Below are 22718 nucleotides of genomic sequence, written 5' to 3'. Positions count from 1 at the left end.
TCCCCTACCCCGCGGCCCCGGCCCGCAACGCCCCCATCCGGCCCTCCAGCCGGCCCAGCAGCTCCGCCAGCAGACCGGCCAGGTCCTCGCGGCCGGCCGGGGCCAGCACCGAGAGGACCGCGGTCTCGTAGGCGAGCTGATCGGGCAGCACCCCGTCGACCAGGTCCCGCCCCGCGTCGGTGAGGCGGACATGGGCCACCCGCCGGTCACGGGTGTCGCCGCGCCGTTCGACGAGCCCCCGCTCGGTCAGCTGCTTGATCCGCTTCGTGACCGCGGCCCCGGAGGAGAACGTCTCCCGCGCCAGCTCCCCCGGCGTCAGCTCGTGCCCGGTGCGCCGCAGCGCGCCGAGCAGGTCGAACTCGGCGCGGTTGAGCCCGGCCCGGCGCAGCGGCGCGTCCTCGGCCTGCTGGAGCAGCGCCGCGCACCTGTTGATCCGCCCGATGACCTCCATCGGCCCGGTGTCCAGCTCGGGATGGACGGCCCGCCACTGCCGTACGACCGCGGCGACCGTGTCGGCCGTGGACGCCTCGCGCCGCGCCGCCGTGCCGCTCGCGTCCCCGGCTGCCGGTGTGCCGTTCCTCGCCGTCATGGCCGTATGTCCTCCGTCGTCGTACCCGCGTCGCGCCGGCGCGGGGCGAGCCCCTGGCGGCGTACTGTCGCCGCGAGCGTACGGTGTCCGGACTGTTCGGCGAGCACCACCCGGTCCTCGGGCAGGGCACGCTGCCACCACTCGCCGGCCGCGGCGTCGGCGGTGGCGCGCAGCTCCACCAGCGCCGCGGCGAGCCCGCGGCGGGCGCCGTCCAGGGCGCGCGGCTCCGGGTGCGCCTCGGCGAGCAGCCGGGCGGCGTGTTCGCGGACGCGTTCCGCCTCGGTCAGCGCGTGCCCCAGGCGGTCGCCCGCGCGCCGGTTGGTGACCGCGACGGCCGCGACGACGCCGACGAGGGCTCCGATGAGCGTGTCCACGACCCGGTCGGTCATCAGCTCGGTGGCGTCCTGGCCGCGCGCGAACTCGGTGACGAGCAGGGCCATCGGGGTGACGCAGATGCTGCCGAGCCAGTAGTTGCGGGCCATCAGCGCCTCCGCGCCGAAGTTGAGGGCGGCGCAGCACAGCACCAGGGCCACCCCGTTGACGTGGGCGAGCGGGGCGAGGACGGCGAAGGCGAGGACGCCGAGGACGTTGCCGACGACGCGCTGCACGCCCCGGCGCCAGGTGAGGGTGACGTTGGCCTGGTAGAGGGAGGCCGCGGTGACCAGGGCCCAGTAGGGGCGGCCGACGCCGAGGGCGAGGGAGGCGTACCCGGCGAGGGCGCAGCCGAGGGCGGTGCGGGTGGCGAGGGGGGCGAGCGGCGCGAGGCGGTGGCGCAGCGAGGGGCGCGGCAGGGCCAGCTCGGTGTCCAGGCCGAGGAGTTCGTCGGCGTGCTCGCCGGGGATGTCGAGGCTCAGGGTGCGGCGCGGGCCGCGCAGCTGCCGGGCCCAGGCGCGCAGCCGTGCCGGGTCGGTGTCGGCGGGGGCGGCGAGGGCGACCTCGGCGCGGACGAGGAGGCGTTCCAGGGCGCGCCGGGTGGGGTCGGTGCGCTCGCCGACGGCGAGCAGCGACTGCCAGGCGGCGTGGATGGCGGCGGCGCTCGCGGCGCGGGCGGCGGCGTGCCCCTCGCCGGTGCCGCGGGTGCCGGCGTAGGCGGCGGTGGCGTCCAGGGCGCCCGCGGTGGCCCGGCGCTCGGGGCCGTGCGGGCGGACGAGGCCGGGCGCCATGCCGACCAGCCAGGACCAGGCGCCCGCCGCGAGCACCAGCCCGAGGTGGCCCGGCACCTGGCCGAGGGTCTGCGGGGCGAACAGGGAGGCCGAGCTGATGAAGGCGAAGACCACGTTGGCCGGCGGCCCGATCCGGGTGGCGTCGCACACGGCCTTCTGGATCGCCGCGAGCACGGCGCCGACGGTCACGAGGAGGACGGCGTCGGAGGTGAGCGAGGCGGTGAGCAGGGCGACGGCGACACCGGCCAGCATGCCGAGCACCACCCAGGCCAGGAGCCGCGCCCGCGCGGCGTAGGGCCGGTTGTGGCCGTAGAGGGCGCACAGCGAGCCGGCCATCGTGTACATGGCGAGGTCGAGGCGGCCGAGCGCCAGCAGGATCAGGTTGGGCGGGGCGACCGCGACGACCGCGCTCAGGGCGGGCTTGAACCAGATGTCCGAGGGCCGGCCGAGGCGGAGTATCCCGGCGAGGGGAAGACGGGGTCGGGTCGCGCTGCTCATTCATCAAATTTAGCATGTGTTTTATCCGTAAAAGATATGCGGCCGTGCTCCGGCCCGCGCTCCCGTGCTCCCCCGTGTGCCCGCATGCGCCCCGCCCCGGCTGGGCATCGCATCCCTCGACCGACCGTCGAGCGGGGGAGGTACCCGTGCACGGACCCGTGTCGGCCGCCTGGTTGCTGGTCGCGCTCTGCGCGGCGACCGGGGCCTACTGCCTGCTGCGGATGCGCAGCGCCGTCGAGGAGCAGCGCCGGTCGGCCGGCGGGGAGGCGCTGATGGGCTTCGGCATGGCCGCGATGGCCGTCCCGGCGGCGGCCTTCTCCCCGCCGGGATGGGCCTGGCCGGTGTACGCGGCCGTCTTCGGCCTGGCCACGCTGCGCGCCCTGTGGGCCGCGCGCCGCGACCGGCATCATCTGCACCACCTGGTGGGCACCGCGGCGATGGTCTACATGGCGGCCGCGATGGCCCTGGCCCCGCCCGCCGCCCACTCCATGAAGGGCATGTCCATGGAGGGCATGCACGGTGGCACCGGGGTCCCGGCGGTGACCGGCGCGCTGCTCCTGTACTTCACGGGCTACGCGCTGCTGTCCGGCGCCCGTCTGGTCCCGGCCGCCGCCGGCGGCCCCCCGCCGCCCGCCCACTGGGGCGACCGCCCGGAACTGGCCCGCGCGTGCCGGCTGTCGATGGCGATCGGAATGGTGGCGATGCTGCTGACGATGTGAACGCCGGGCAGGCCCACCGCGGGGGCGAGTTGTCCGTATTCTCCGGAGCCGGTGCGCGTTGTCTGCGTCACTTCGGCGTGACGGACCGTACCGCCGGGCGGCCCGGCGCTCATAAGGTGCTGCCCATGATGGTCCCGGTGGCCCTGTTGGTGCTCGGCGTCCTCACCGCCGTCCTCGGCCCGCGGCTGCTCGCGCGCGCCGACTGGCCGGACCGCGAACCGGTCGTCGCCCTGTGGGCGTGGCAGTGCGTCGTGGCGGCCGTGCTGCTGTGCTGTGCGCTGTCCATGACGCTGAGCGCCGCCGCGGCCTGGGCGCCGGTGCGCGGGCAGGTGTTCGCGCGGGCGCCGCGCGCGGTCGTGGACGCGTACGCCCTCGGCTCCGCCAGCCTTTGGGCGGCCGCCACCGCCGTGCTGCTGGCCTGCGCGGGGCTGTGGAGCGGGGCCATGCTGGTGCGGGAGGTCGTACGTTCCCGCGCGCGGCGGCGGGCGCAGCGGGCCGAACTCCTCGTGCGCGCACCGCTGTTGCCGGGCGAGGAGCTGGGAGGGGGGCGGCTCGTGGTGCTGGAGGACCGGCGCCCCGACGCCTGGTGGCTGGCCGGTGCGACGCCTCGACTGGTCGTCACGACGGCCGCGTTGCGGCGCCTGAAGGAGCGTCAGCTGGACGCGCTGCTGGCCCACGAGAGAGGGCACGCGCAGGCGCGGCACGACTGGCTGCTGCACTGCTCGGCCGCGCTCGCGGGCGGGTTCCCCCAGGTGCCGGTCTTCGCCGCGTTCCGGGACGAGATGCACCGGCTGGTGGAACTGGCCGCAGACGACACTGCCGCACGGCGCTTCGGCCGGCTGACGACCGCGCTCGCCCTGGTCGAACTCAACGAGGAGCGGGGTGTGTTCGGTCCCGGCCCGACCCCCGAGGCGCATGTGCCGCAGCGGGTCGACCGGCTGCTCACCCCGCCCGGCCGCCTTCCCGCCCTGCACCGGCTGCGCCTCACGGCGACCGCCGCGCTGGTGCCGGCGCTCCCGGTACTGCTGACCCTGGTACCGGGGCTGCGGGCACTGGGCTGAGGGCGACGCGGCTCGACTCCCCCGGCCGCCGTCTGCTCGCCCCCGGCCATCCTCGGCTCGCCATCCGACCGTCCTCGGCTGCCGGAGTCAGAACCTCAAGAAACGGCAAAGGAGTTACAGGAGGAACGGCACCGTCCGCCGAGGTGATCCCCCGCGTCACCCCGGCGGACGGCAGCCCGGAACCGAACGGTCGGTTCCGGATGCGTTGAGTATAGTTGGCTGACAGCCAGTCAACGCAGGAGTCCAGCATGTCCCCGCGCAGCGCCTCGGTCAATGAAGAGTTGCGAAGGCGTTCCCGCGAACGGCTGCTCCAGGCCGCCGTGGAGCTGGTGGCCGAGCGGGGCTTCGAGGCCACGACGCTCGGCGACATCGCGGACCGCGCTGGCTCCGCCCGCGGCCTGGTGTCGTACTACTTCCCCGGCAAGCGCCAGCTCGTGCAGTCCGCCGTGCACCGGCTGATGCACCGCACGCTGGAGGAGGCGCTGGAGCGGGAGCCGCGCAGCGAGGACGGCCGGGAGCGGCTGGCCCGTGCCGTCGACGCGATCCTCGGGCTGACCCGCGACCATCCCGTGCTGATGCGCCAGCACATGGCGGGGCTGCTCCAGGCCGAGGGCTTCGTGGAGTGCCCGGAGCAGCGGCGGCTGTCGGAACTGCTCGGCGACACCGTGGCCCGCTACGGCTCCGCGGACGTGCGGGCCGACTATCCGATGCTGCGGGCCCAGCTGATGGGCGCGGTGTACGCGGCCCTGGTTCCGGGCGTGCCCATGCCGGTCCCGGCCCTGCGCGCCGAACTGTTCCGGCACTACGGGCTCGACTGGGAGCTGGGGGTGCCGCCGGAGCGGGACACCGGGCACGGGGCCGCGGGGCGCGATCTGTCACGGTTCTTCGCGACCGGTGAGCGCGCGGAGGAGTCGTAGCGGGCTGGGGACGCGGCCGGGGCGGCGTTCCCGGCTCCTCTCGTTTGGATCATGCCGAGCTCACGGGCCCCGGCGCCGCGGCCCGCTCCGCCCTGATCCGGCCTGATCCGGCGTGATCCGACCTGGTCCGGCTCGATCCGGCCTGGCCCGAACGAAGGTCGCTAGCGGCGGGCATGCCGCGGAGTCAGCAGGCCCGCGTCACGAGCGCGGGCGATCAGGCCGAGGGCACGACGGCGACCGTGACCGGTGGCCCGCATCACGGCGAGCACCGGGTCGGCACCCGCCTCCTGTGCGGCGCGGTACTCACGGGCGAGCAGCAGCCGGCCCTCGGCGCCGCGCGGCCAGACCGGGCGGGCCCGGCGCCGGCTCGCGGGCGCGGTGCCGGAGTCGTCGTGGACGGCCGCCGGTGCCACCATCCGGCCCGCGGCCCGCTCCCCCGCCCAGAACGCCTCCAGCAGCGGCTCCTCCAGCCAGTCCGCGAGCACGGTGAGGTCGTCCAGGGAGAGCGCGGGGCAGGCCCGGATCTCCTCGACGCAGACGCTGCCCCCGTCGCGCACGACGGCCAGGGCGTCCACTCCGGCGCCGTCGGGGAAGTCCAGCCGGGCGTACAGCCAGGACAGGGTGGCGCCGTGCTCGCGCAGCTCCCACGCGGGCCACACGGACAGCGCGCCGTCCTCCGCGTTCCGCTCGGAAAGATCAAGAAAGGATGCTTCGAGCACCTGCGCAACGTATCGGCGCGCCCGCCCTCCATCCGGTGGGACACGCGCCCGCGTCACCCGGCGGGCCCTGCCTTCGCGGGCCCGCCGGTGGGATCCTGGAGGCGTCCGCGCACTCTCCTCTCGCCCTCAGGAGTCCACCGTGCTGCGAGTCGCCGTCGTCGGATCCGGACCGAGCGGGTGCTACACCGCCCAGCACCTCGTGCAGCAGGACCCCGAGGTGCGCGTGGACGTGCTGGACCGGCTGCCGTGTCCGTACGGACTGGTCCGGTACGGCGTCGCCCCGGACCACGAGAAGATCAAGTCGCTTCAGTCCAGCCTGCGTACGGTGCTGGAGCACGAGCGGGTGCGGTTCCTCGGCGGGGTGCGGGTGGGCGGGCCCGGTGGGGTGCCGGTGAAGGTGCTGCGCGGGCTGTATCACGCGGTGGTGTACTGCGTGGGCGCCGCCACCGACCGCCACCTCGGCATTCCCGGCGAGGAGCTGCCGGGCAGCTGGTCGGCGACCGAGTTCGTGGCCTGGTACAGCGCGCACCCGGACGCGGCCGACGCGGGCTTTCTGCGCGGTGTGCGCTCGGCGGTGGTGATCGGCGCGGGCAACGTGGCGGTGGACGTCACCCGGATGCTGATGCGCGGCGCGGCCGAGCTGCGGCCGACGGACATGCCGCAGGGGGCGCTGGAGGCGCTGGCGGCGAGCGGGGTCGGCGAGGTGCGGATGGTGGCGCGGCGCGGTCCCGCGCAGGCCCGCTTCACCACCAAGGAACTGCGGGAGCTGGGCACCCTGCCTGGCGCCCAAGTCGTCGTGGAACCGGGCGACTTGGCGCTCGATCCGGCCGATCCCGAGACGCTGCCCGCGGTGCAGCGGCGCAATCTCGATGTGCTGCGCGGCTGGGCGGAGCGGCCCCCTTCGAAGGCCGGCCGGCACATCCGGCTGCGGTTCTTCCTGCGGCCTGTGGAACTGCTGGCGGACGGCGGCCGGGTGGGCGCGGTCCGCTTCGAGCGCACGGCGCCGGACGGGCGGGGCGGGGTCACGGGAACGGGGCAGTACGAGGAGACACCCGCGCAGCTGGTGCTGCGCTCGGTGGGCTATCGCGGGGTGCCGCTGGACGGGCTGCCGTTCGACGAGGCGAGCGGCACCGTCCCGCACACGGCGGGGCGGGTGACGCGCGGCGGCGCGGTCTCGCCCGGTGAGTACGTCGCCGGGTGGATCAAGCGGGGCCCTTCGGGGGTGATCGGCACCAACCGGCCCTGTGCCAAGGAGACGGTGGCCTCCCTGCTCGCGGACGCCCCCGAGCTGGCGCGCGCCGAGGTGCCCAGGGACGCGGTCCCCGCGCTGCTGGCGGCGGGGATGGAGCCGGTGATCTGGGACGGCTGGCTGGCGATCGAGCGGGCGGAGGCCGAGCTGGGCGCGCGCCTCGGCCGGGGCGTGGTCAAGCTGGCCGACTGGGACACCCTGCTGGCGGTGGCCCGGCCGTCGTAGCCCCCCGCGGGCGCGCTCAGGCGTCCTCGCCGAGGCGGGCGTGCTGGCGCCGGGCGGCGGCGAGGAGGGCGTCGAGCAGGCCGGGGAAGAGGTCGTCGAGGTCGTCCCGGCGCAGGCCGCTCACCTTGGCCGTGCCCCGGTAGCACTGGCGGATGACGCCACTCTCGCGCAGCACCCGGAAGTGGTGCGTGGTGGTGGACTTGGTCACCGGCAGGTCGAAGCGGGAGCAGGCCAACTCATCGGCGGCGGTGGACAGTTCGCGCACGATGCGCAGCCGCACCGGGTCGGACAGCGCGTGCAGCACGGCCTCCAGTCGGATCTCCGCCCGGTCGGGGTGCGGCAGCACCCGGCCGGGAGCGGCGGTCTCGGTCACGGCGGCCCACCTCGTCACTGGATCACGGAACGTTCACGTCTCCTGCATTGTACGAGAGCCATCGTAGTTTGACACCTCTCGTACTACGAGGTCTATCGTACGAACAGTCCTGCGGTCCGTGACGAATGGAGTCCCCCGTGAGTGTGCTGTTCGAGCCCGTCACCCTGCGCGAAGTGACCATCCCCAACCGGGTGTGGATGCCCCCGATGTGCCAGTACTCCGCCGAGCCGGAGGGGCCGCTCGCCGGCGCCCCGAACGACTGGCATGTCGCGCACTACGGGGCGCGGGCGACCGGCGGCACCGGTCTGATCGTGGTCGAGGCCACCGCGGTCTCCCCGGAGGGCCGGATCTCCCCCTACGACCTCGGTCTGTGGAACGACACCCAGGTGGAGGCCTTCCGCCGGATCACCCGCTTCCTCACCGCCCAGGGCACGGTGCCGGCCATCCAGCTCGGACACAGCGGCCGCAAGGCCTCCACCGAGCGGCCCTGGAAGGGCGGCGAGCCGGTCGGCCCGGAGCGGCACGGCTGGCAGCCGCTCGCCCCGAGCCCGCTGCCCTTCGCCGAAGGGAACCCGGTCCCCACCGAGTTGACGGTCGCTCAGATCCGGGAGATCGTCGGCCAGTTCGCGCAGGCCGCGCGCCGGGCGCTGGCGGCGGGCTTCGAGATCGTGGAACTCCACGGCGCCCACGGCTACTTGATCAACGAGTTCCTCTCCCCGCACTCCAACCACCGCACCGACGCCTACGGCGGCTCGTACGAGAACCGGGTCCGGTTCGCGCTCGAAATCGTGGACGCCGTACGGGAGGTGTGGCCCGAGGACAAGCCGCTGTTCTTCCGCGTCTCGGCCACCGACTGGCTGGAGGAGGGCGGCTGGAGCGCGGACGACACGGTCCGCCTCGCCCGCGACCTGCGCGCCCAAGGCGTCGACCTCCTCGACGTCTCCACCGGCGGCAACGCCTCCGGCGTGCGCATCCCGGCCGGGCCCGGCTACCAGGTCCCGTTCGCGGCGCGGGTGAAGGCCGAGACCGGCCTCCCGGTCGCGGCCGTCGGGCTGATCACCGAGGCCGAGCAGGCCCAGAAGATCGTGGCGAACGGCGAGGCCGACGCCGTCCTGCTCGGCCGCGAGCTGCTGCGCAACCCCTCCTGGGCCCGGCACACCGCACGGGAGCTGGGCGGCGACGTGCGGGTGCCGGAGCAGTACCTGCGCTCGGTATGAGCCTCAGTCCGGCAGGAGTCGTACGACCGTCTCCTCCAGTCGGGGCAGCGCGCGCTGTCCCGCCAGGGCGAGGCCGATGGCGGCGACCACACCGGCCCAGGCGAACGGGCCGAGCGGGGTGCAGCCGAAGGCCTGGCTGAGCACCGGGGTCTGCACGACGGCGACGAGCACCGCGGCCGAGCCCAGCGAGGTGACCTGCACCAGCCGGCTGTCGCGCCGGTCGAGGAGGGTCTGCACCAGCTGGGTGCCGACCACCCCGCACAGCGCCATGGTGCTGGAGCGGCGGGCGGTGCCCGGCGTGAACCGGCCGATCAGCCAGGCGGTGAGCGCGCCCAGGCAGGTGGTCAGCGCCCGGTGCCTGATCTGCCGCAGCAGCGGATCGCCCAGCACACCGGCGGCCTCCTCCACATGGGCGAGGTCCGCCTCGCCCTCCTTCTCCGTGACGGCGACCGCCATCGACGGGAACAGGTCGGTGAACAGGTTCACCATGAGCATCTGCCGGGTGGACAGCGGCGCCCGCCCGGACACCAGGGTGCCGATCAGGCCGAAGCCGACCTCGCCCGCGTTGCCGCCGATGAGGATGGCGATGGCGTCGGCGACGCTGTGCCACAGGGCGCGGCCCTCGCCGACCGCGTCGATCAGGACCGTGAGGTCGTCGGCGGTGAGCACGATGTCGGCGGCGTTGCGCGCGGCGGCCGAGCCGCGGGCGCTGATGCCGACCCCGATGTCGGCGGCGCGGATGGCCGCCGCGTCGTTGGCGCCGTCGCCGACCATGCCGACCACCCGGCCCGCGTCCCGGAGCGCCTCCACCACCTGGAGCTTCTGCTCGGGCGCCACGCGGGCCACCACGCCCGCGTCGCGCAGCATCCGGGCCCGCGCCGACCGGTCCGCGGCGGCCAGTTCGTCGCCGGTGACCACCACGGTGTCCTCCGGCCAGCCCAGTTCGGCGGCGATGGCGCGCGCGGTCTGCGGATGGTCACCGGTGAGCACGACGGGTCGTACGCCCGCCTCCAGCAGTCCCTTCACCAGCGCCGTGGAGGTGTCGCGCGGTACGTCGGACAGCGCCAGCACTCCGGCGAACTCCAGCTTCTGGAGCTGCTGTTCGAGTACTGCGGACTCGTCCTCCCCGTCGTCGAGGCGCCGTTCGGCCACCGCCAGGACGCGCAGCCCCGAACCGGCCAGCTCCTGGGCGGCGTTGGCGGCCGTCTCGGGCAGTCCGGTACAGGCGGGCAGTACGGTCTCGGGGGCGCCCTTGACCACGAGGACGCGCGCGCCCTTTCCGGCCCGTCCGACGGCGGCCGCGTAACCGCGCCCGGCCTCGAAGGGCAGCCCGGCGAGCTGGGTCCACTCGGGGTCGGGACCGGCCGCGTCCAGGACGGCCTCGTCGGTGGCGTGCACCGGGCGCTCGGAGCCGCCGTTGGAGCGGGGGCAGGCGCGGGCGGCGACCCGCACGGTGTCCGCGGAGCGGGTGTCGGCCACGGCGCGTACGGTGCCCTCGGCGTCGGAGACCCGCACCAGGCGCAGCCGGTTCTCGGTGAGGGTGCCGGTCTTGTCGAAGCAAATGGTGTCCATCCGGCCGAGCGCCTCCAGGGTGCGCGGGGTGCGCACCAGGACGCCACCGCGGCTGAGCCGGCGGGCCGCGGCCAGCTGGGCGACGGTCGCCACCAGCGGCAGCCCCTCCGGCACGGCGGCCACCGCGACCGCCACGCCGCCGCTGACCGCCTCCCGGATCGGGGTGCCGCGCAGCAGCGCGAGGCCGGTCACCGCGGCGCCGCCCGCCAGGGTCAACGGCAGCGCCTTGCGGGTGAGTTCCTGGAGCCGGGCCTGGACGCCGGCCGCCGGGGGCGTACGCGCGGCCAGGTGCACGGCGCGGGCGGCCTCGGTGTGCTCGCCGGTGTCGACCACGACGGCGCGGGCCTCGCCCGCCACCACGGTCGTGCCCTCGAAGACCATGCAGCTGCGGTCGGCGACCGGGGCGTGCGGGGTGGGGTCGGTGTCCTTCTCCACCGGCAGGGACTCACCGGTCAGCGCGGACTCGTCCACCTCCAGGCCCTCCTGCCACAGCAGCCGGGCGTCGGCGGGCACCACGTCGTCGCCCTTGAGCTGGATCACATCGCCGGGCGCGAGCTTGCCGGCCTCCACCGTGCGGGTGCCGCCGGCCGGTGCCTCCCCGTCCTGCGGCACCAGGCGCGCCTTGCGCTTCTGGTCCGCGACCAGACCGGACAACGCCCGTTCGGCACGCAGCCGTTGGACCCCGCCGACGAGGGCGTTCAGATCCAGGGCGCCGACGACGAGCAGGGCGTCCACCGCCGAGCCGAGGATCGCGGAGGCGGCCGAGCCGACCGCGAGGACCGGGGTGAGCGGGTCGTGGAGTTCGCCGCGGACGGCCTGGCCGAGCTGGTAGGACCAGCGCACGGGGGAGACGAGCGGATGCCGGTAGATTCCGCGGGCCGTCTGGCGCAGCCCGTCGGCCAGCGCGCCCGACGGCGTCTCCCCGTCGCCCGGTTGGTGTTCCAGCCGGTCCCTCGCCTGGTCCGGGTCCAGTTCGTGCCAGTGCACCCGCGGCCGGGGGTGCGGGGCGCGGGCCACCGCCACGCCGAGCGCGGCGCGCATCCCGGACAGCAGGGCCAGGGCGGCGCCCGCGTCGACGGGCGCGTGCCGCAGCCCCGGCAGCATGGCGAGCCGCCCCCGGCCGCCCTTGGCCTCGCCGACGGCCACCATCAGCCCGGACAGCGCCGCGCCGGACCGGGCGAGGGTCTGGGACCGGCCGCCGACCGCGCGGGCGGCTGGGATCGCGATCAGCACCCGCCACACATCGGGCAGCCCGTGCAGGGCCAGCAGATCCGCGCCCCACACCACCGCGCCGTCCCGGTCGGTGAGGGCGACGGCGACATCGCTGGCGCGCAGCGCGGCCAGCACGTCGCTCTCCTCGGCCGAGCGGACGCGCGCGATGGTGAGCACGGTCTCCGTCTCGCCGCGCGCCTCGTAGACCACGTCGTCCAGCGGCCGGCGGGCGTCCACGACCTGATCGGCGAGGCCGGTGAAGTCCTCCAGTGCGGGATCGTCCACCAGCACCACCCGCAGTCCGGCCCGGCGGGCGGCGTCCAGCACGGGCTCGGCCCACGGGTCCGCCTCGCCGTCCGGACCGCGCAGCGCTCCGGCGTGCAGGACGACGGTCCCGGCCATGTCGAGCCGGCGCAGCCGCTCCGGGTCGCGCACCAGCACCCCGGTGCGGGACAGGGCGGCGCCGAGGACGGCGTGGAAGGCGGCGGGGCCGTAGCGGGCCGCCTTGGGGGAACCGGCGAGCACCGCCTCGGCCGCCTCGGTGCCGTCGTGCTTGACCAGCAGGGTGGCCGCGGCGCCCAGCAGGCTGCCCGCGGAGGCGTGGGAGGCGTATTCCTGGGCGGGCGACTCGCGCAGCGGCGGCCGCGGCTCGCCGCCCGGGGCGAGGCTGATGCGGCCGGGAGCGCACAGGTCGTCGTGCACCGCGTCGAAGGCGGCCGCGCGGGCCACCGTCTCGGCGACCTGGCAGCCGCGCAGGGTGCCGTCGAGCAACAGGGACGAGGGAGTCTGCCCGGCCCCGTGCGCGGCGGCGTTGGCGCAGGCCAGCACCAGGTCCATCCGGTCGGGGCCGAGGCGGGCGCGCAGCCAGCCGCGGAACCTCGGGTTCTCCCGCAGCAGCGTCACCACGGCGGTCAGCAGCCGGGGCGAGGGCGGCAGCCGCAGCGCGTACCCGGTGACCGCGACGGCGGTGCCCAGCACATCGGCCCCGAGCGTGGCCACGGCGGTGCGCACCCCGGCGGGATCGGCCGGGTGCGTGGTCTCCTCCACGTCGCCGGCGGCCAGCTCGAACCCGTGCCTGGCGGCGAGTCGCGCGGCGTGCTCGACCACCTCGTCGGTGGCCTCCTCCTCGCTCGCGGTCACGACGAGCCGGGCGAGGCCCTCGTCCCAGTAGGCGAAGAGGACGTCGGGCCGGTCGGCGAGGGTCTGGGCGATGCGGCGGGCGATGGGGGCGGTGCGCTCGCGGTGGCCGGGGGGTTCGGTGGGTCCGGTACGGGGTGGGGGTGGGGTGCCGGTCGGCGGCTCGGTGCCGGCCGGCACCGACTCGGGGGCGGGGGGTGTCGTCGTGTCCGTGGGGCCGGTCGCGGGTCCGGGGGCCGGGGGTACGGCGGTGCCGCTCGCCGGGGGCTCGGGAGGCGGGGCCTGCGTGCCGGTCGCGTCGGTCGCGGGTGCGGGTGCGACGGGGCGCAGGGCGAGGTGGGCGCGGCTGCCGGCACGCCAGTGGTCGCCGGAGCCGGGAAGGGTGTTGCGGGCGACGCGGGCGACCCGTATGGCGGCGTCCGCGCCGCGCACGCCGGCGCGTGCCGTCCCCGCGGCCGCGCCGGCGGCCACCCCTACCGCGGGCGCGGTGGCGCGGGCGAGCAGGCGTGGTGCCGCGGGCAGCAGCCGGAGGGTGGCCCGCGGCACGGTGAACAGACCTGGCAAGGGGGCCCTCCTCAGCGGGTGGTGCGGTCGGGGCGGGCGGTGGGCCCGAGGGGGCCGGTCGCCGTCTTCGGGGTGGTCTCCTCGGCGCCGTCGACAGGAACCGGTCCGGGCTGGTGCCCGTGCTTGTGCCCGTGCTTATGTCCGTGTCCGTGTTCGCCGTGGTGCCGGTGGGGCTCCTCCTGCGGTCCGTGGAAGTGCGGGTCCGCGCCGGACCGGAGCGCGGCGGTGCCCAGATCGTGCGGAGCCGCCGGGTCCTTCGCCGTCCCGTCGCCCTGATGGCCGGGCCGCGGCTGGGTGAGCCAGGCCACCGCCGCGCCGGTCAGGGCCACGGGCCACTCCACGACGCCCGCCGCGCCGAGCACACCCGCTCCGGCGTACACCGCGATGCGCCGCCCGCGCGGGGAGACGGCGCCCACCTTGTCCAGGGTTTCCTCAGCGACGCGGCCCACCGTCGTGGCACCCGGCACCCTGCGCAGCACCGAGGCGGCGCCACGCAGGGGTGCCGTGAGGGCCGACGACACGTTCTGCTCAGCCATGACTCTCCTCGGGTGAGATCGTCCTCCACTGCCCGCCGAGTGCCCGCGACCGTGCGGGTCACCCTCCTGTCTCCCAGGGAACGCCCGGTACGTCGCGGGCGCCACCCGCTCGGGGCCCGGCCCGCCCCTGCGCACCGCGGCGGACGCCCTCCGGCCCCGGCCGGCGCGGGCGTCACCCGGCGCGGGGGTGTCCGCCGTACGGCCGTCCAGGCGGCGGCACGGCGGGCCTGCCCCCCGTCAGCGGCCCCTCAGCCCTCCCGCCACCCCGCGGTCGCCGCCACCTCCCGCTGGTACCCGGCGTACGCCGTGCGCAGTTCGGGGCCCGGCCAGGCCGGGGGGAGGAGGGCCGGCGGGAGGACGGGGTCGCCGAGGAGGTGGCGGACGATGGCGGCGAAGGCGGTGAGGCGATCGGCGGGGCCGGGCGCGGCCAAGGCGTGCGCGAGCAGGGCGCGGGCGGTGGCCGCCCAGGTGTCCAGGGGCCACAGGCGGGTGACGAGGTCGTGCGCGGGTTCGTCCGGGCGCGCGGTGTACGTCGCCGCCACCTGGCGCAGTCCGTCCGGCAGCGGCCGGTCGAGGTTGGCGGGGCGCAGCCAGACGCCCTCGCGCAGTTCGGCCAGGCGCAGGGCGGTCAGTCGGGCGCGCAGCCCGGCGCGTTCGGCGGCGCCGCGGCCCGTCGCCGTGACGACCACCATCTCCCAGTCGCCGCCCCACGCGCGGGTGCGGGGGTGGACCGCGTCGTCCTGACGGCGCTGCCGTGCCAGCAGCCGGTCGCTGAGCCCGTAGACCGCGTCGGTGCGCCACAGGTCGCCCGCGGCCACCATCCGGCTCAGCGCGGCCCGCAGGGTGGAGCCGCCGACGCCGAAGGGTTCGACCAGTCGTATCAGGTCCTTCACCGGCAGCTCGGGCGGGTGCACGGCCAGGAGCATGCTCAGGACGACCGACCGGGCGGACAGGGGCCGCAGGCCGGCCTCCGGCCCGGCCGACACGTTCACGCGCATGGGCACGTACTCTACGTGCGCCGCCATGTTGCACTATTGCTACAGTCGCAGGGAAAGTGCAACATGACGCGTATGGCCTCCACGCGGACAGACACGCAGACGCCGGTCGCGACCCACGACGTCACCAACCAGCCCCCGCCCCTCGCCCCCTACGACTCCTCCGACGACACCGCCCTCCTGGAGGGCCTGCGCCGCGAGGGCGCCGGGTGGGCCGAGGAGGAGATCCGGCGGCTCGGCGCCCGCGCCGGCAGCGCCCGGGCGCAGGACTGGGCCGAGCAGGCGAACGCGCACGAGCCGGTGCTGCGCACCCACGACCGCTACGGCAACCGCGTCGACGAGGTGGAGTTCCACCCCAGTTGGCACCACCTGATGCGGGCGGCGGTCGAGGCGGGCCTCGCCGGTTCGGCCTGGGCGGACGAGCGGCCCGGCGCCCATGTGGCCCGTACCGCCGGCGGGTTGGTGTGGGGACACACCGAGGCGGGGCACGGCTGCCCGACGTCGATGACGTACGCCGCCGTACCCGCCCTGCGCGCGGAGCCCGAACTGGCCAAGGTCTACGAGCCGTTGCTCACCAGCCGGGAGTACGAGCCCGGGCTGCGCGTGCCGACCGGGAAGCCCGGACTGATCGCCGGGATGGGCATGACCGAGAAGCAGGGCGGCTCGGACGTGCGGACGAACACCACGACGGCCACGCCCACCGGCGAGCCGGGCGTCTACACCCTGCGCGGGCACAAGTGGTTCACGTCGGCGCCCATGTCCGACGTCTTCCTCGTCCTGGCCCAGGCCCCCGGCGGGCTGTCCTGCTTCCTGGTGCCGCGGGTGCTGCCGGACGGCACTCGCAACACCTTCCGCATCCAGCGTCTGAAGAACAAGCTGGGCAACCGTTCCAACGCCTCCTCCGAGCCGGAGTTCGACGGGACCGTCGCCTGGCTGGTGGGGCCCGAGGGGCGGGGCGTGAAGACCATCATCGAGATGGTCAACTGCACGCGTCTGGACTGCGTGATGGGCACCGCCACGCTGATGCGCAAGACGCTGGTCGAGGCCGGCCATCACGCCCGCCACCGCAGCGCGTTCGGAGCCCGGTTGCTCGAACAGCCGCTGATGCGGAACGTGTTGGCGGACCTCGCGCTGGAGTCGGAGGCGGCGACCACTCTCACGCTGCGGCTGGCCGGGGCCGCGGACCGCGCGGTGCGCGGGGACGCCGGGGAGCACGCCTTCCGGCGGATCGCCACGGCCGTCGGCAAGTACTGGGTCACCAAACGGGGGCCCGCGTTCACCGCCGAGGCCCTGGAGTGCCTGGGCGGCAACGGGTACGTGGAGGACTCCGGCATGCCCCGGCACTACCGGGAGGCCCCACTGCTGTCCATCTGGGAGGGCTCGGGCAACGTCAACGCGCTGGACGTGCTGCGCGCCCTCGGCCGTGAACCGGGCGCCGCCGACGCCCTGTTCGGCGAACTCGCCCTCGCCGAGGGCGCGGACGCCCGCCTGGACGCCACCGTGGCCGCCCTCAAGACCGAGCTGCCGGGCGCGGACCAGCTCGGCGCCCGCCGCCTGGTCGAGCGCATGGCCCTCGCCCTCCAGGCGTCCCTCCTGGTCCGCCACGCCCCGCACCCGGTCGCGGACGCCTTCTGCGCCACCCGCCTGGCCGGCGACTGGGGCCACTCCTTCGGGACGCTGCCCTCCGGTACGGACCTGACCGCCATCCTGGACCGCGCCCTGCCCGAGCGCGGCTGAGCCCGGCGGACCCGCCCGGCGCCGGACACCTCTCCGTGCCCCGACGCCACTCGCCCCCTGCCGGTCACCGTGCCCGAGTCGTTCTCGCCCGGACAGGTCCACGGCGTCGAACTGCTGGCCGTCGACACCCCGTTCGCTCCCCGCGTTCCGCAACACTCCTCCGTCGAACGGCCGCTCACACCATGCGTCCCCACTGCGGCCCCAGCCGGGCCCATTCCGTGTCCCAGGCGGCCATCCGGCGGCGCTCCAGGCGGGCGCGCAGCAGTGATCCGCCGGTGAAGGGGACGAGTGCGGCGCCGACCCCCGCCAGGGCTCCGATGAGGTCGGCCCGGAAGGCGGCCTGGCCGGGTGTGACGGGGCTGCCGACGAGATGGCCCCGCGCGTCGGTCCACACGGTGACCCTGGTGCCGACGTCGGGCACCGCCCGCACCCGGCCGGTGTGCACGGAACCGTCGGCCACCCGCCAGCGCACCTCGGCCCAGCCCCGGTCGCCGCCGCGCACGTGCCGGTGCCCGGCCGACGCCTCCGGGGCCCCGGCGACGACATGGGCGACGACGGGACGCCAGTCGGCGCGCTCGCGGGCCAGCCCCTGCGCCACCGACCGGGCGGCCATGAGCCCGGCGAGCACCCCGGCCAGCAGCGTCAGCAGCCAGACGCCGAGCACCACCCAGCCCTCCACGACGTCCGCCCGTCGCCTGAGCGGATTGCGCCGCCACCGCCACAGCCACACCCTCGGACCCCGGAACGCCATCAAGGGCACCCTCCTCGCGACCGCAAAGACCGGCCGGACCGCCCTCCCCGCGGGGAGGGATCGTTCCGTTGCTCACGACAAGCCGTCACCGACGTTCGCACGAGAGGGCCGCCTCGCGCAGCCGCATCGGGGAACACACCCGTCCGATCCCCGCCGAAAGCCGACGACACCCCCGCTGACCTGGGGCGATGACCGCTCCAGGGGAGACTGTCAGTGGTGGGGTGCACACTGGCCGATATCTGACGGCAACCCTGGGCAATGGCGCCCCGGAGGTGATCGGCATGACCGAGGTACTGCTGGCGGTGGGCACCCGCAAGGGCCTGTTCATCGGACGGCGGCGGGGGCAGGGCCCGTGGGAGTTCGACGAGAACCCGTACTTCAACGCGCAGGCGGTGTACTCGGTCGCGATCGACGTCCGCGGACCGCGGCCGCGCCTGCTCGCGGGCGGCGACAGCACGCACTGGGGCCCGTCGGTGTTCCACTCCGACGACCTGGGCCGCACCTGGACCGAGCCGCCCCGGCCGGCCGTCAGGTTCCCCAAGGACACCGGGGCTTCCCTGGAGCGCGTCTGGCAGCTGCACCCGGCCGCCGCCGAGCCCGACGTGGTGTACGCGGGCACGGAACCGGCCGCGCTGTACCGCTCGGTGGACCGCGGCGAGAGCTTCGAGCTGGTGCGGCCGCTGTGGGAGCACCCCACCCGCTCCCGCTGGGTGCCGGGCGGCGGCGGTGAGGGGCTGCACACGGTGCTCACGGACGCGCGCGACAAGGCGGCGCTGACCGTGGCCGTCTCCACCGCCGGGGTGTTCCGCACCACCGACGGCGGGGCGAGCTGGGCGCCGTCCAACTCCGGGGTGGCCGCGGTGTTCCTGCCAGACCCGAACCCGGAGTTCGGCCAGTGCGTGCACAAGGTCGCCCGTGACGCGGCCGTGCCGGACCGGCTGTACCTCCAGAACCACTGGGGGGTGTACCGCAGCGACGACGCGGGCGCGCACTGGAGCGACATCGGCGCGGACCTGCCGTCCACCTTCGGCTTCGCGGTCGCCGCCCACCCGCGCCGCGGCGACACGGCGTACGTCTTCCCGATCACCGCGGACATCGACCGGGTCCCCGCCGACCGCCGCTGCCGGGTCTTCCGCACCGCCGACGCGGGCAAGTCCTGGGAACCCCTGTCCCGTGGCCTGCCGGCCGGGGACCACTACGGCACGGTGCTGCGGGACGCCCTGTGCACCGACGACGCGGACCCGGCGGGCGTGTACTTCGGCAATCGCAACGGAGAGGTGTTCGCCTCGGCGGACGACGGCGACAGCTGGCGGCAGGTGGCCGCACATCTGCCGGACGTGCTGTGCGTGCGCGCCGCGGTCGTGAGCTGAGAGACGGAACGGGAAAAGGGGGGCGACGAGTGCAGGGACAACAGGGTTCCGGGGGGCCGGGGGCGCGGGGCGTCCGGCCGGGTCCGGGCCACCGGCTGATCACCGGCGGCCGTACGGCAGTAGGGTGACGCCCGTGGCACCACGACCCTTGCATGAAATCGTCGAAGCGGGCTGGGCGAAGGCCCTGGAACCCGTGTCCGGACGGATCGCCGAGATGGGCGGCTTCCTGCGCGCGGAGATCGCCGCGGGACGCACGTACCTCCCGGCCGGGAGCAACGTCCTGCGGGCCTTCCAGCAACCCTTCGACGAGGTACGGGTCCTGATCGTCGGTCAGGACCCCTATCCGACTCCGGGGCACGCGGTGGGCCTGTCGTTCTCGGTCGCCCCCGAGGTACGGCCGCTGCCGCCCAGCCTGATCAACATCTACCGCGAGCTGACCAGCGACCTGGGGCTGCCCCAGCCGTCCAACGGCGACCTCACCCCCTGGACCGAGCAGGGTGTCCTGCTGCTCAACAGGGCGCTGACCACCGCACCGCGCAGTCCGGGCGCCCATCGCGGCAAGGGCTGGGAAGAGGTCACCGAGCAGGCGATCCGGGCGCTCGCGGCGCGCGGCAAGCCGCTGGTGTCCATCCTGTGGGGCCGTGACGCGCGCAACCTGCGCCCGCTGCTGGGGAGCCTGCCGGCGGTGGAGTCCGCGCATCCCTCGCCGATGTCCGCCGACCGCGGGTTCTTCGGCTCGCGCCCCTTCAGCCGGGCCAACGACCTGCTGATCCAGCAGGGCGGACAGCCCGTGGACTGGCGCCTGCCGTGACCGCCGCCGGGTATCTCGCCGTGGACTCGGGCGGTTCCGGCCTCCGGGTCGCCGTCGGCGTGCCGGGGCGGGCACCCTCGGCACAGTGGGAGACCCGGGAACCGGTCCGCACCGGCGCGCAGGGCGTCGACCCGGCCCACCTGATATCCCAACTCACCCCGATGGCCAGCAAATTGGCGGCACAGGCGGGGGTGGACGAGCTGGGTACGGCCGTCGTCGGCGCCGCCGGTTTCGCCACCCTGGGCGACGCCCTGCGCGCCGAACTGCCGGACGCCCTCGCCCGCGAACTGGGCGTACGACGGGTCGCGCTCGCCGCCGACGCCGTCACCGCGTACGCCGGGGCCCTCGGCTTCCGACCGGGCGCGGTGCTCGCCGCGGGCACCGGACTGATCGCGATCGGCACCGACCTCGCCGGCTGGCGGCGGGCCGACGGCTGGGGGCATCTGCTGGGCGACTGCGGCGGCGGCGCATGGATCGGCCGGGCGGGTCTGGAGGCGGCGCTGCGGGCCCACGACGGCCGCGAGGGCGGCTCGGGCGCGCTCCTGAAGTGCGCGCGGGAGCAGTTCGGGCCGATACGCCAACTGCCGCGCCGGCTCTATCCGCGGACCGACCGGGCCGCCGTACTCGCCTCGTTCGCGCCCCGCGTGGCCGATTGTGCCGCGGACGACCCCGTCGCGGCGGACATCCTGCGGGCGGCGGCACGGCACATGGCCGACTCCGCCGCGGCCGTGTGCCCGGCGGACGGGTCGCCCGAAGTGGCGCTCACCGGTGGCCTGTCCAGGATGGGCGATCCGCTGCTCGTGCCGCTGCGCGAGGAGTTGGCGCGCAGGCTGCCGCACGCCCGTCAGGTGCCGCCCGAGGGCGACCCGTTGCACGGCGCGGTGCGGATCGCGGCCGAGCTCGCGGCCGGACGGCCCACGCTGCCGGGTGATCCGACGATGCTGCACGTCACAGCCGCCACCCGTAAGCGGGCAGACAAAACCGGACGGATACCGCTCACCTGCACCCTCCCCGAACAGGACCATCCGCGAAACCAGTAACATGCGGCGCCATGAGCTCCTCCACTGGACCCGAGTCCGGCCTCCCAGTACGAATGCCGCGACCCCGCCAGCCCGGACGGCACCGCCGGCCCGAACCGCTGGTGGCTCCCGAGGGCGCGCCCGCGCTCGTCCTCGCGGTGCCCGGTGTGCCCAGCGCTGCCACGCGTGGCCTCGCCGAGGAGGTCGTGAGCATCGCCCGTTCCGAGCTGCCCGGCCTGGACGCCCGGATCGGCTACCTGGACGGTGACGACACCGACTTCCCCTCCCTGCGTGGGGTGCTGGCGCACGCCGCCGAGGAGCGCACGGCCCGTTACGAGCAGGCTCTCGCCGCCGGTGCCGAGGGCCTGCGGGAGCCCGACGGCCCGGTCGCCGTGGTCGTACCGCTGCTGGCCGGTCCGGACAGCGCGCTGCTGCGGCAGATCCGCCAGTCGGTGAACGACAGCCGGGTCGCGGCCGAGCTGACCGATGTCCTCGGCCCGCACCCGCTGCTCGCCGAGGCGCTGCACGTACGGCTGTCCGAGGCGGGTCTGGCCCGTGCCGACCGCGCCCGGCTGTTCACCGTGGCCACGGCCGCCGACGGCATCGTCCTGGCCTCCGTGGGCGGCGAGGAGGCCGTGCAGGCGGCCGGGATCACCGGCATGCTGCTCGCCGCGCGCCTGGCCGTGCCGGTGATGGCGGCGGCCCTGGACCAGGAGGGCTCCATCTCCTCGATCGCCGAGCAGCTGCGTTCGGCCGGCTCGCAGCAGCTGGCGCTCGCGCCGTACCTGGTCGGCCCGGAGATCGACGCGACGCTGCTGGCCGCCGCCGCCGAGGAGGCGGGCTGCTCGATGGCCGAGCCGCTGGGCGCCTACCCGGCGATCGGCAAGCTGGCCCTCGCCAAGTACACGACGGCCCTGGGGATCGCGCCGCGGCAGGCGCAGGGTGCCCCGGTCCGCTGACCGCACCCGGACCGTACGAGCAGGGCCCGCTTCCCTCGGGGGGGGCGGGCCCTCCGCCGTGCCTGACGAGGCGTCGCGGCCGGATCAGGTGTCGCGCGCCGCTCAGCCGAAGACGACGCAGGAGGCCGCGGCGACCTGCACCGAGCCGTCGTAGCGCGGCATGCCCGTGGCCTCGTCCACGGCGAACCAGCTGACGTCGCCGGAGCGCTCGTTGGCCACGTACAGGAAGCCGTCGCGCTCGGCCAGGGCGCGGGGCCAGTGGCCGCCGCATGGCACGGTGCCGAGCGGCCTGAGGCCGTCGCCCTCGACGGCGAGCACCGACAGGACGTCCTCGCCGCGGGTCGCGGTCCACACGAAGCGGCCGTCGGGGGCGACCACGATCCCGGAGGGGTAGGCGTCGCCTGCCGGGGCGCCCGGCAGCAGGGGGACCTCGGTGAGCGGTTTCAGGGAGCCGGCCGAGGCGTCCCAGCGGCACACGGTCACCGTCGGGGTGAGTTCGTTGACGACGTAAGCGCGCTCGCCGTCGGGGTGGAAGGCCAGGTGGCGGGGCCCGGAGCCGGGGCGCAGGGCGCACTCGCGGTGCAGGGCCGGGGCGCCGGCCTCCAGGGTGCAGACCCGCACCGAGTCGGTGCCGAGGTCGACGCTCACCGCCCAGCGGCCGCTCGGGTCCGGCTGTACCTGGTGGGCGTGCGGACCGCGCTGCCGGCGGTCGTGCGGCCCGGAGCCAGTGTGCTGGAGCCGGCCGGAGGGTTTCGCGGCGAGGGTGCCGTCCGGGCGCAGCGGTACGGCGGTGACGCTGCCGCAGCCGTAGTTGGCGGTGAGCACGTGCCCGGCGTACAGGCTCAGGTGGGTGGGGCCGCTGCCGTCCACGGGCACGGGCGGCCCGGCGAGTTCCGGACGGCCGCCGTCGACGCGGAAGGCGGCGACGACGCCCTGGGCGGTCTCGCCGACCGCGTAGAGGGTGCCGCCGTCCGGGGAGAGGGCCAGGTAGGAGGGGTCCGGTACGTCGTTGACGGCGCCGACGAGGGTCAGGGCGCCGCCCTGTGCCTCGACCTCCGCGGTCACCAGCCCCGGCCCGCCCGCCGCCGTGAACGAGCCGATGAACGCCCGCCGTCCGCCCGACCTGCCATCACCCTGCGCCACCGCTGTCCCCTCTCGGTCGAGCCCGTCACGCGCCGACGGTAGCAGCCGACCCACTTCGGTCTAGACCAAGGGGACGGCGTGGGGCGGGAGTTCTTCACTCCGGTGCGGCATCCTCCGGAGACGACCGGCCGAGCCACATCGGCTTCTCGACCGGCGGGACGGCAGTTCCCCATGGGCGCGGA

19 protein-coding genes are annotated in these 22718 nt (G+C 75.6%); 10 read left to right on the top strand and 9 right to left on the bottom strand.

The window, feature by feature from the left end; genetic code table 11:
• Positions 1-4: 4 nt before the first annotated feature.
• Entirely contained in the window at positions 5-589 is a 585-nt protein-coding gene (locus ACE4Q9_RS29545; RefSeq protein WP_397987564.1) for a MarR family winged helix-turn-helix transcriptional regulator, read from the bottom strand.
• Positions 586-2250: an FUSC family protein gene (locus ACE4Q9_RS29540; protein WP_397987563.1), complete on the bottom strand. Its 1665-nt coding sequence runs from the start codon at positions 2248-2250 to the stop codon at positions 586-588. Before ACE4Q9_RS29540 ends, ACE4Q9_RS29545 begins: the two co-directional genes overlap by 4 nt.
• A 146-nt stretch (positions 2251-2396) precedes the next feature.
• On the opposite strand from ACE4Q9_RS29540, the gene ACE4Q9_RS29535 reads away from it, so the two are divergent.
• From ACE4Q9_RS29535 to ACE4Q9_RS29525, 3 genes are all read left to right on the top strand, one after another.
• Complete coding sequence (locus tag ACE4Q9_RS29535) at positions 2397-2969, top strand: DUF5134 domain-containing protein (protein WP_397987562.1); 573 nt, start codon at positions 2397-2399, stop codon at positions 2967-2969.
• Positions 2970-3094: 125 nt separating this feature from the next.
• Positions 3095-4030 (top strand): M56 family metallopeptidase, encoded by a 936-nt coding sequence (locus tag ACE4Q9_RS29530; RefSeq protein WP_397987561.1) that lies wholly within the window; start codon positions 3095-3097, stop codon positions 4028-4030.
• A gap of 248 nt (positions 4031-4278) precedes the next feature.
• Positions 4279-4947 carry a TetR/AcrR family transcriptional regulator gene (locus ACE4Q9_RS29525; protein WP_397987560.1) on the top strand — a complete coding sequence of 223 codons (669 nt, stop codon included), beginning with the start codon at positions 4279-4281 and terminating at the stop codon, positions 4945-4947.
• 161 nt (positions 4948-5108) lie between these two features.
• On the opposite strand, the gene ACE4Q9_RS29520 is transcribed toward ACE4Q9_RS29525, so the two are convergent.
• Positions 5109-5612 carry a DUF6214 family protein gene (locus tag ACE4Q9_RS29520; protein ID WP_397988259.1) on the bottom strand — a complete coding sequence of 168 codons (504 nt, stop codon included), beginning with the start codon at positions 5610-5612 and terminating at the stop codon, positions 5109-5111.
• A gap of 193 nt (positions 5613-5805) precedes the next feature.
• Here ACE4Q9_RS29520 and ACE4Q9_RS29515 point away from each other — a divergent pair, with 193 nt between their 5' ends.
• Positions 5806-7140: an FAD-dependent oxidoreductase gene (locus tag ACE4Q9_RS29515; protein WP_397987559.1), complete on the top strand. Its 1335-nt coding sequence runs from the start codon at positions 5806-5808 to the stop codon at positions 7138-7140.
• 16 nt (positions 7141-7156) lie between these two features.
• Here ACE4Q9_RS29515 and ACE4Q9_RS29510 read toward each other — a convergent pair whose 3' ends face one another.
• Positions 7157-7513, bottom strand: coding sequence for an ArsR/SmtB family transcription factor (locus ACE4Q9_RS29510; RefSeq protein WP_397987558.1), 357 nt, complete (start codon positions 7511-7513; stop codon positions 7157-7159).
• A 137-nt stretch (positions 7514-7650) separates the two neighbouring features.
• Here ACE4Q9_RS29510 and ACE4Q9_RS29505 point away from each other — a divergent pair, with 137 nt between their 5' ends.
• Positions 7651-8730, top strand: a complete 1080-nt coding sequence (locus tag ACE4Q9_RS29505; RefSeq protein ID WP_397987557.1) for an NADH:flavin oxidoreductase/NADH oxidase — start codon at positions 7651-7653, stop codon at positions 8728-8730.
• 3 nt (positions 8731-8733) lie between these two features.
• On the opposite strand, the gene ACE4Q9_RS29500 is transcribed toward ACE4Q9_RS29505, so the two are convergent.
• The 3 genes from ACE4Q9_RS29500 to ACE4Q9_RS29490 all read right to left on the bottom strand — a co-directional run bounded on the left by ACE4Q9_RS29500 (position 8734) and on the right by ACE4Q9_RS29490 (position 14749).
• A complete protein-coding gene (locus ACE4Q9_RS29500) occupies positions 8734-13215 on the bottom strand; it encodes an HAD-IC family P-type ATPase (RefSeq protein ID WP_397987556.1) in 4482 nt (1493 codons plus the stop codon).
• Positions 13216-13226: 11 nt separating this feature from the next.
• Positions 13227-13751 carry a hypothetical protein gene (locus ACE4Q9_RS29495; RefSeq protein ID WP_397987555.1) on the bottom strand — a complete coding sequence of 175 codons (525 nt, stop codon included), beginning with the start codon at positions 13749-13751 and terminating at the stop codon, positions 13227-13229.
• 248 nt (positions 13752-13999) lie between these two features.
• Positions 14000-14749 (bottom strand): PaaX family transcriptional regulator C-terminal domain-containing protein, encoded by a 750-nt coding sequence (locus ACE4Q9_RS29490; protein ID WP_397987554.1) that lies wholly within the window; start codon positions 14747-14749, stop codon positions 14000-14002.
• A 63-nt stretch (positions 14750-14812) separates the two neighbouring features.
• On the opposite strand from ACE4Q9_RS29490, the gene ACE4Q9_RS29485 reads away from it, so the two are divergent.
• Complete coding sequence (locus ACE4Q9_RS29485; protein ID WP_397987553.1) at positions 14813-16483, top strand: acyl-CoA dehydrogenase family protein; 1671 nt, start codon at positions 14813-14815, stop codon at positions 16481-16483.
• 175 nt (positions 16484-16658) lie between these two features.
• On the opposite strand, the gene ACE4Q9_RS29480 is transcribed toward ACE4Q9_RS29485, so the two are convergent.
• Positions 16659-17234: a hypothetical protein gene (locus ACE4Q9_RS29480; protein ID WP_397987552.1), complete on the bottom strand. Its 576-nt coding sequence runs from the start codon at positions 17232-17234 to the stop codon at positions 16659-16661.
• A gap of 281 nt (positions 17235-17515) precedes the next feature.
• Here ACE4Q9_RS29480 and ACE4Q9_RS29475 point away from each other — a divergent pair, with 281 nt between their 5' ends.
• From ACE4Q9_RS29475 to ACE4Q9_RS29460, 4 genes are all read left to right on the top strand, one after another.
• Entirely contained in the window at positions 17516-18604 is a 1089-nt protein-coding gene (locus tag ACE4Q9_RS29475; protein WP_397987551.1) for a WD40/YVTN/BNR-like repeat-containing protein, read from the top strand.
• Positions 18605-18737: 133 nt separating this feature from the next.
• Positions 18738-19415: a uracil-DNA glycosylase gene (locus tag ACE4Q9_RS29470; protein WP_397987550.1), complete on the top strand. Its 678-nt coding sequence runs from the start codon at positions 18738-18740 to the stop codon at positions 19413-19415.
• On the top strand, positions 19412-20455 hold the full coding sequence (locus ACE4Q9_RS29465) for an N-acetylglucosamine kinase (RefSeq protein WP_397987549.1): 1044 nt from the start codon (positions 19412-19414) through the stop codon (positions 20453-20455). Before ACE4Q9_RS29470 ends, ACE4Q9_RS29465 begins: the two co-directional genes overlap by 4 nt.
• Positions 20456-20466: 11 nt before the next feature.
• Positions 20467-21393: a sirohydrochlorin chelatase gene (locus ACE4Q9_RS29460; RefSeq protein WP_397987548.1), complete on the top strand. Its 927-nt coding sequence runs from the start codon at positions 20467-20469 to the stop codon at positions 21391-21393.
• 102 nt (positions 21394-21495) lie between these two features.
• On the opposite strand, the gene ACE4Q9_RS29455 is transcribed toward ACE4Q9_RS29460, so the two are convergent.
• Complete coding sequence (locus tag ACE4Q9_RS29455; protein WP_397987547.1) at positions 21496-22536, bottom strand: lactonase family protein; 1041 nt, start codon at positions 22534-22536, stop codon at positions 21496-21498.
• Between the last annotated feature and the right edge of the window lie 182 nt (positions 22537-22718).

The organism is Streptomyces sp. AM6-12, assembly GCF_044327085.1.
Lineage (GTDB): Bacteria > Actinomycetota > Actinomycetes > Streptomycetales > Streptomycetaceae > Streptomyces.
Note: the sequence above shows the minus strand (reverse complement) of the source record. Positions and strands in the feature narration are given on the sequence as shown.

What these genes read in the sequence shown, in the direction of transcription:
- ACE4Q9_RS29490 (WP_397987554.1), bottom strand. Translation starts at nt 14,749, where the DNA reads ATGCGCGTGAACGTGTCGGCCGGGCCGGAGGCCGGCCTGCGGCCCCTG.
- ACE4Q9_RS29485 (WP_397987553.1), top strand. Translation starts at nt 14,813, where the DNA reads ATGACGCGTATGGCCTCCACGCGGACAGACACGCAGACGCCGGTCGCG.
- ACE4Q9_RS29540 (WP_397987563.1), bottom strand. Translation starts at nt 2,250, where the DNA reads ATGAGCAGCGCGACCCGACCCCGTCTTCCCCTCGCCGGGATACTCCGC.
- ACE4Q9_RS29480 (WP_397987552.1), bottom strand. Translation starts at nt 17,234, where the DNA reads ATGGCGTTCCGGGGTCCGAGGGTGTGGCTGTGGCGGTGGCGGCGCAAT.
- ACE4Q9_RS29495 (WP_397987555.1), bottom strand. Translation starts at nt 13,751, where the DNA reads ATGGCTGAGCAGAACGTGTCGTCGGCCCTCACGGCACCCCTGCGTGGC.
- ACE4Q9_RS29545 (WP_397987564.1), bottom strand. Translation starts at nt 589, where the DNA reads ATGACGGCGAGGAACGGCACACCGGCAGCCGGGGACGCGAGCGGCACG.
- ACE4Q9_RS29475 (WP_397987551.1), top strand. Translation starts at nt 17,516, where the DNA reads ATGACCGAGGTACTGCTGGCGGTGGGCACCCGCAAGGGCCTGTTCATC.
- ACE4Q9_RS29525 (WP_397987560.1), top strand. Translation starts at nt 4,279, where the DNA reads ATGTCCCCGCGCAGCGCCTCGGTCAATGAAGAGTTGCGAAGGCGTTCC.
- ACE4Q9_RS29530 (WP_397987561.1), top strand. Translation starts at nt 3,095, where the DNA reads ATGATGGTCCCGGTGGCCCTGTTGGTGCTCGGCGTCCTCACCGCCGTC.
- ACE4Q9_RS29460 (WP_397987548.1), top strand. Translation starts at nt 20,467, where the DNA reads ATGAGCTCCTCCACTGGACCCGAGTCCGGCCTCCCAGTACGAATGCCG.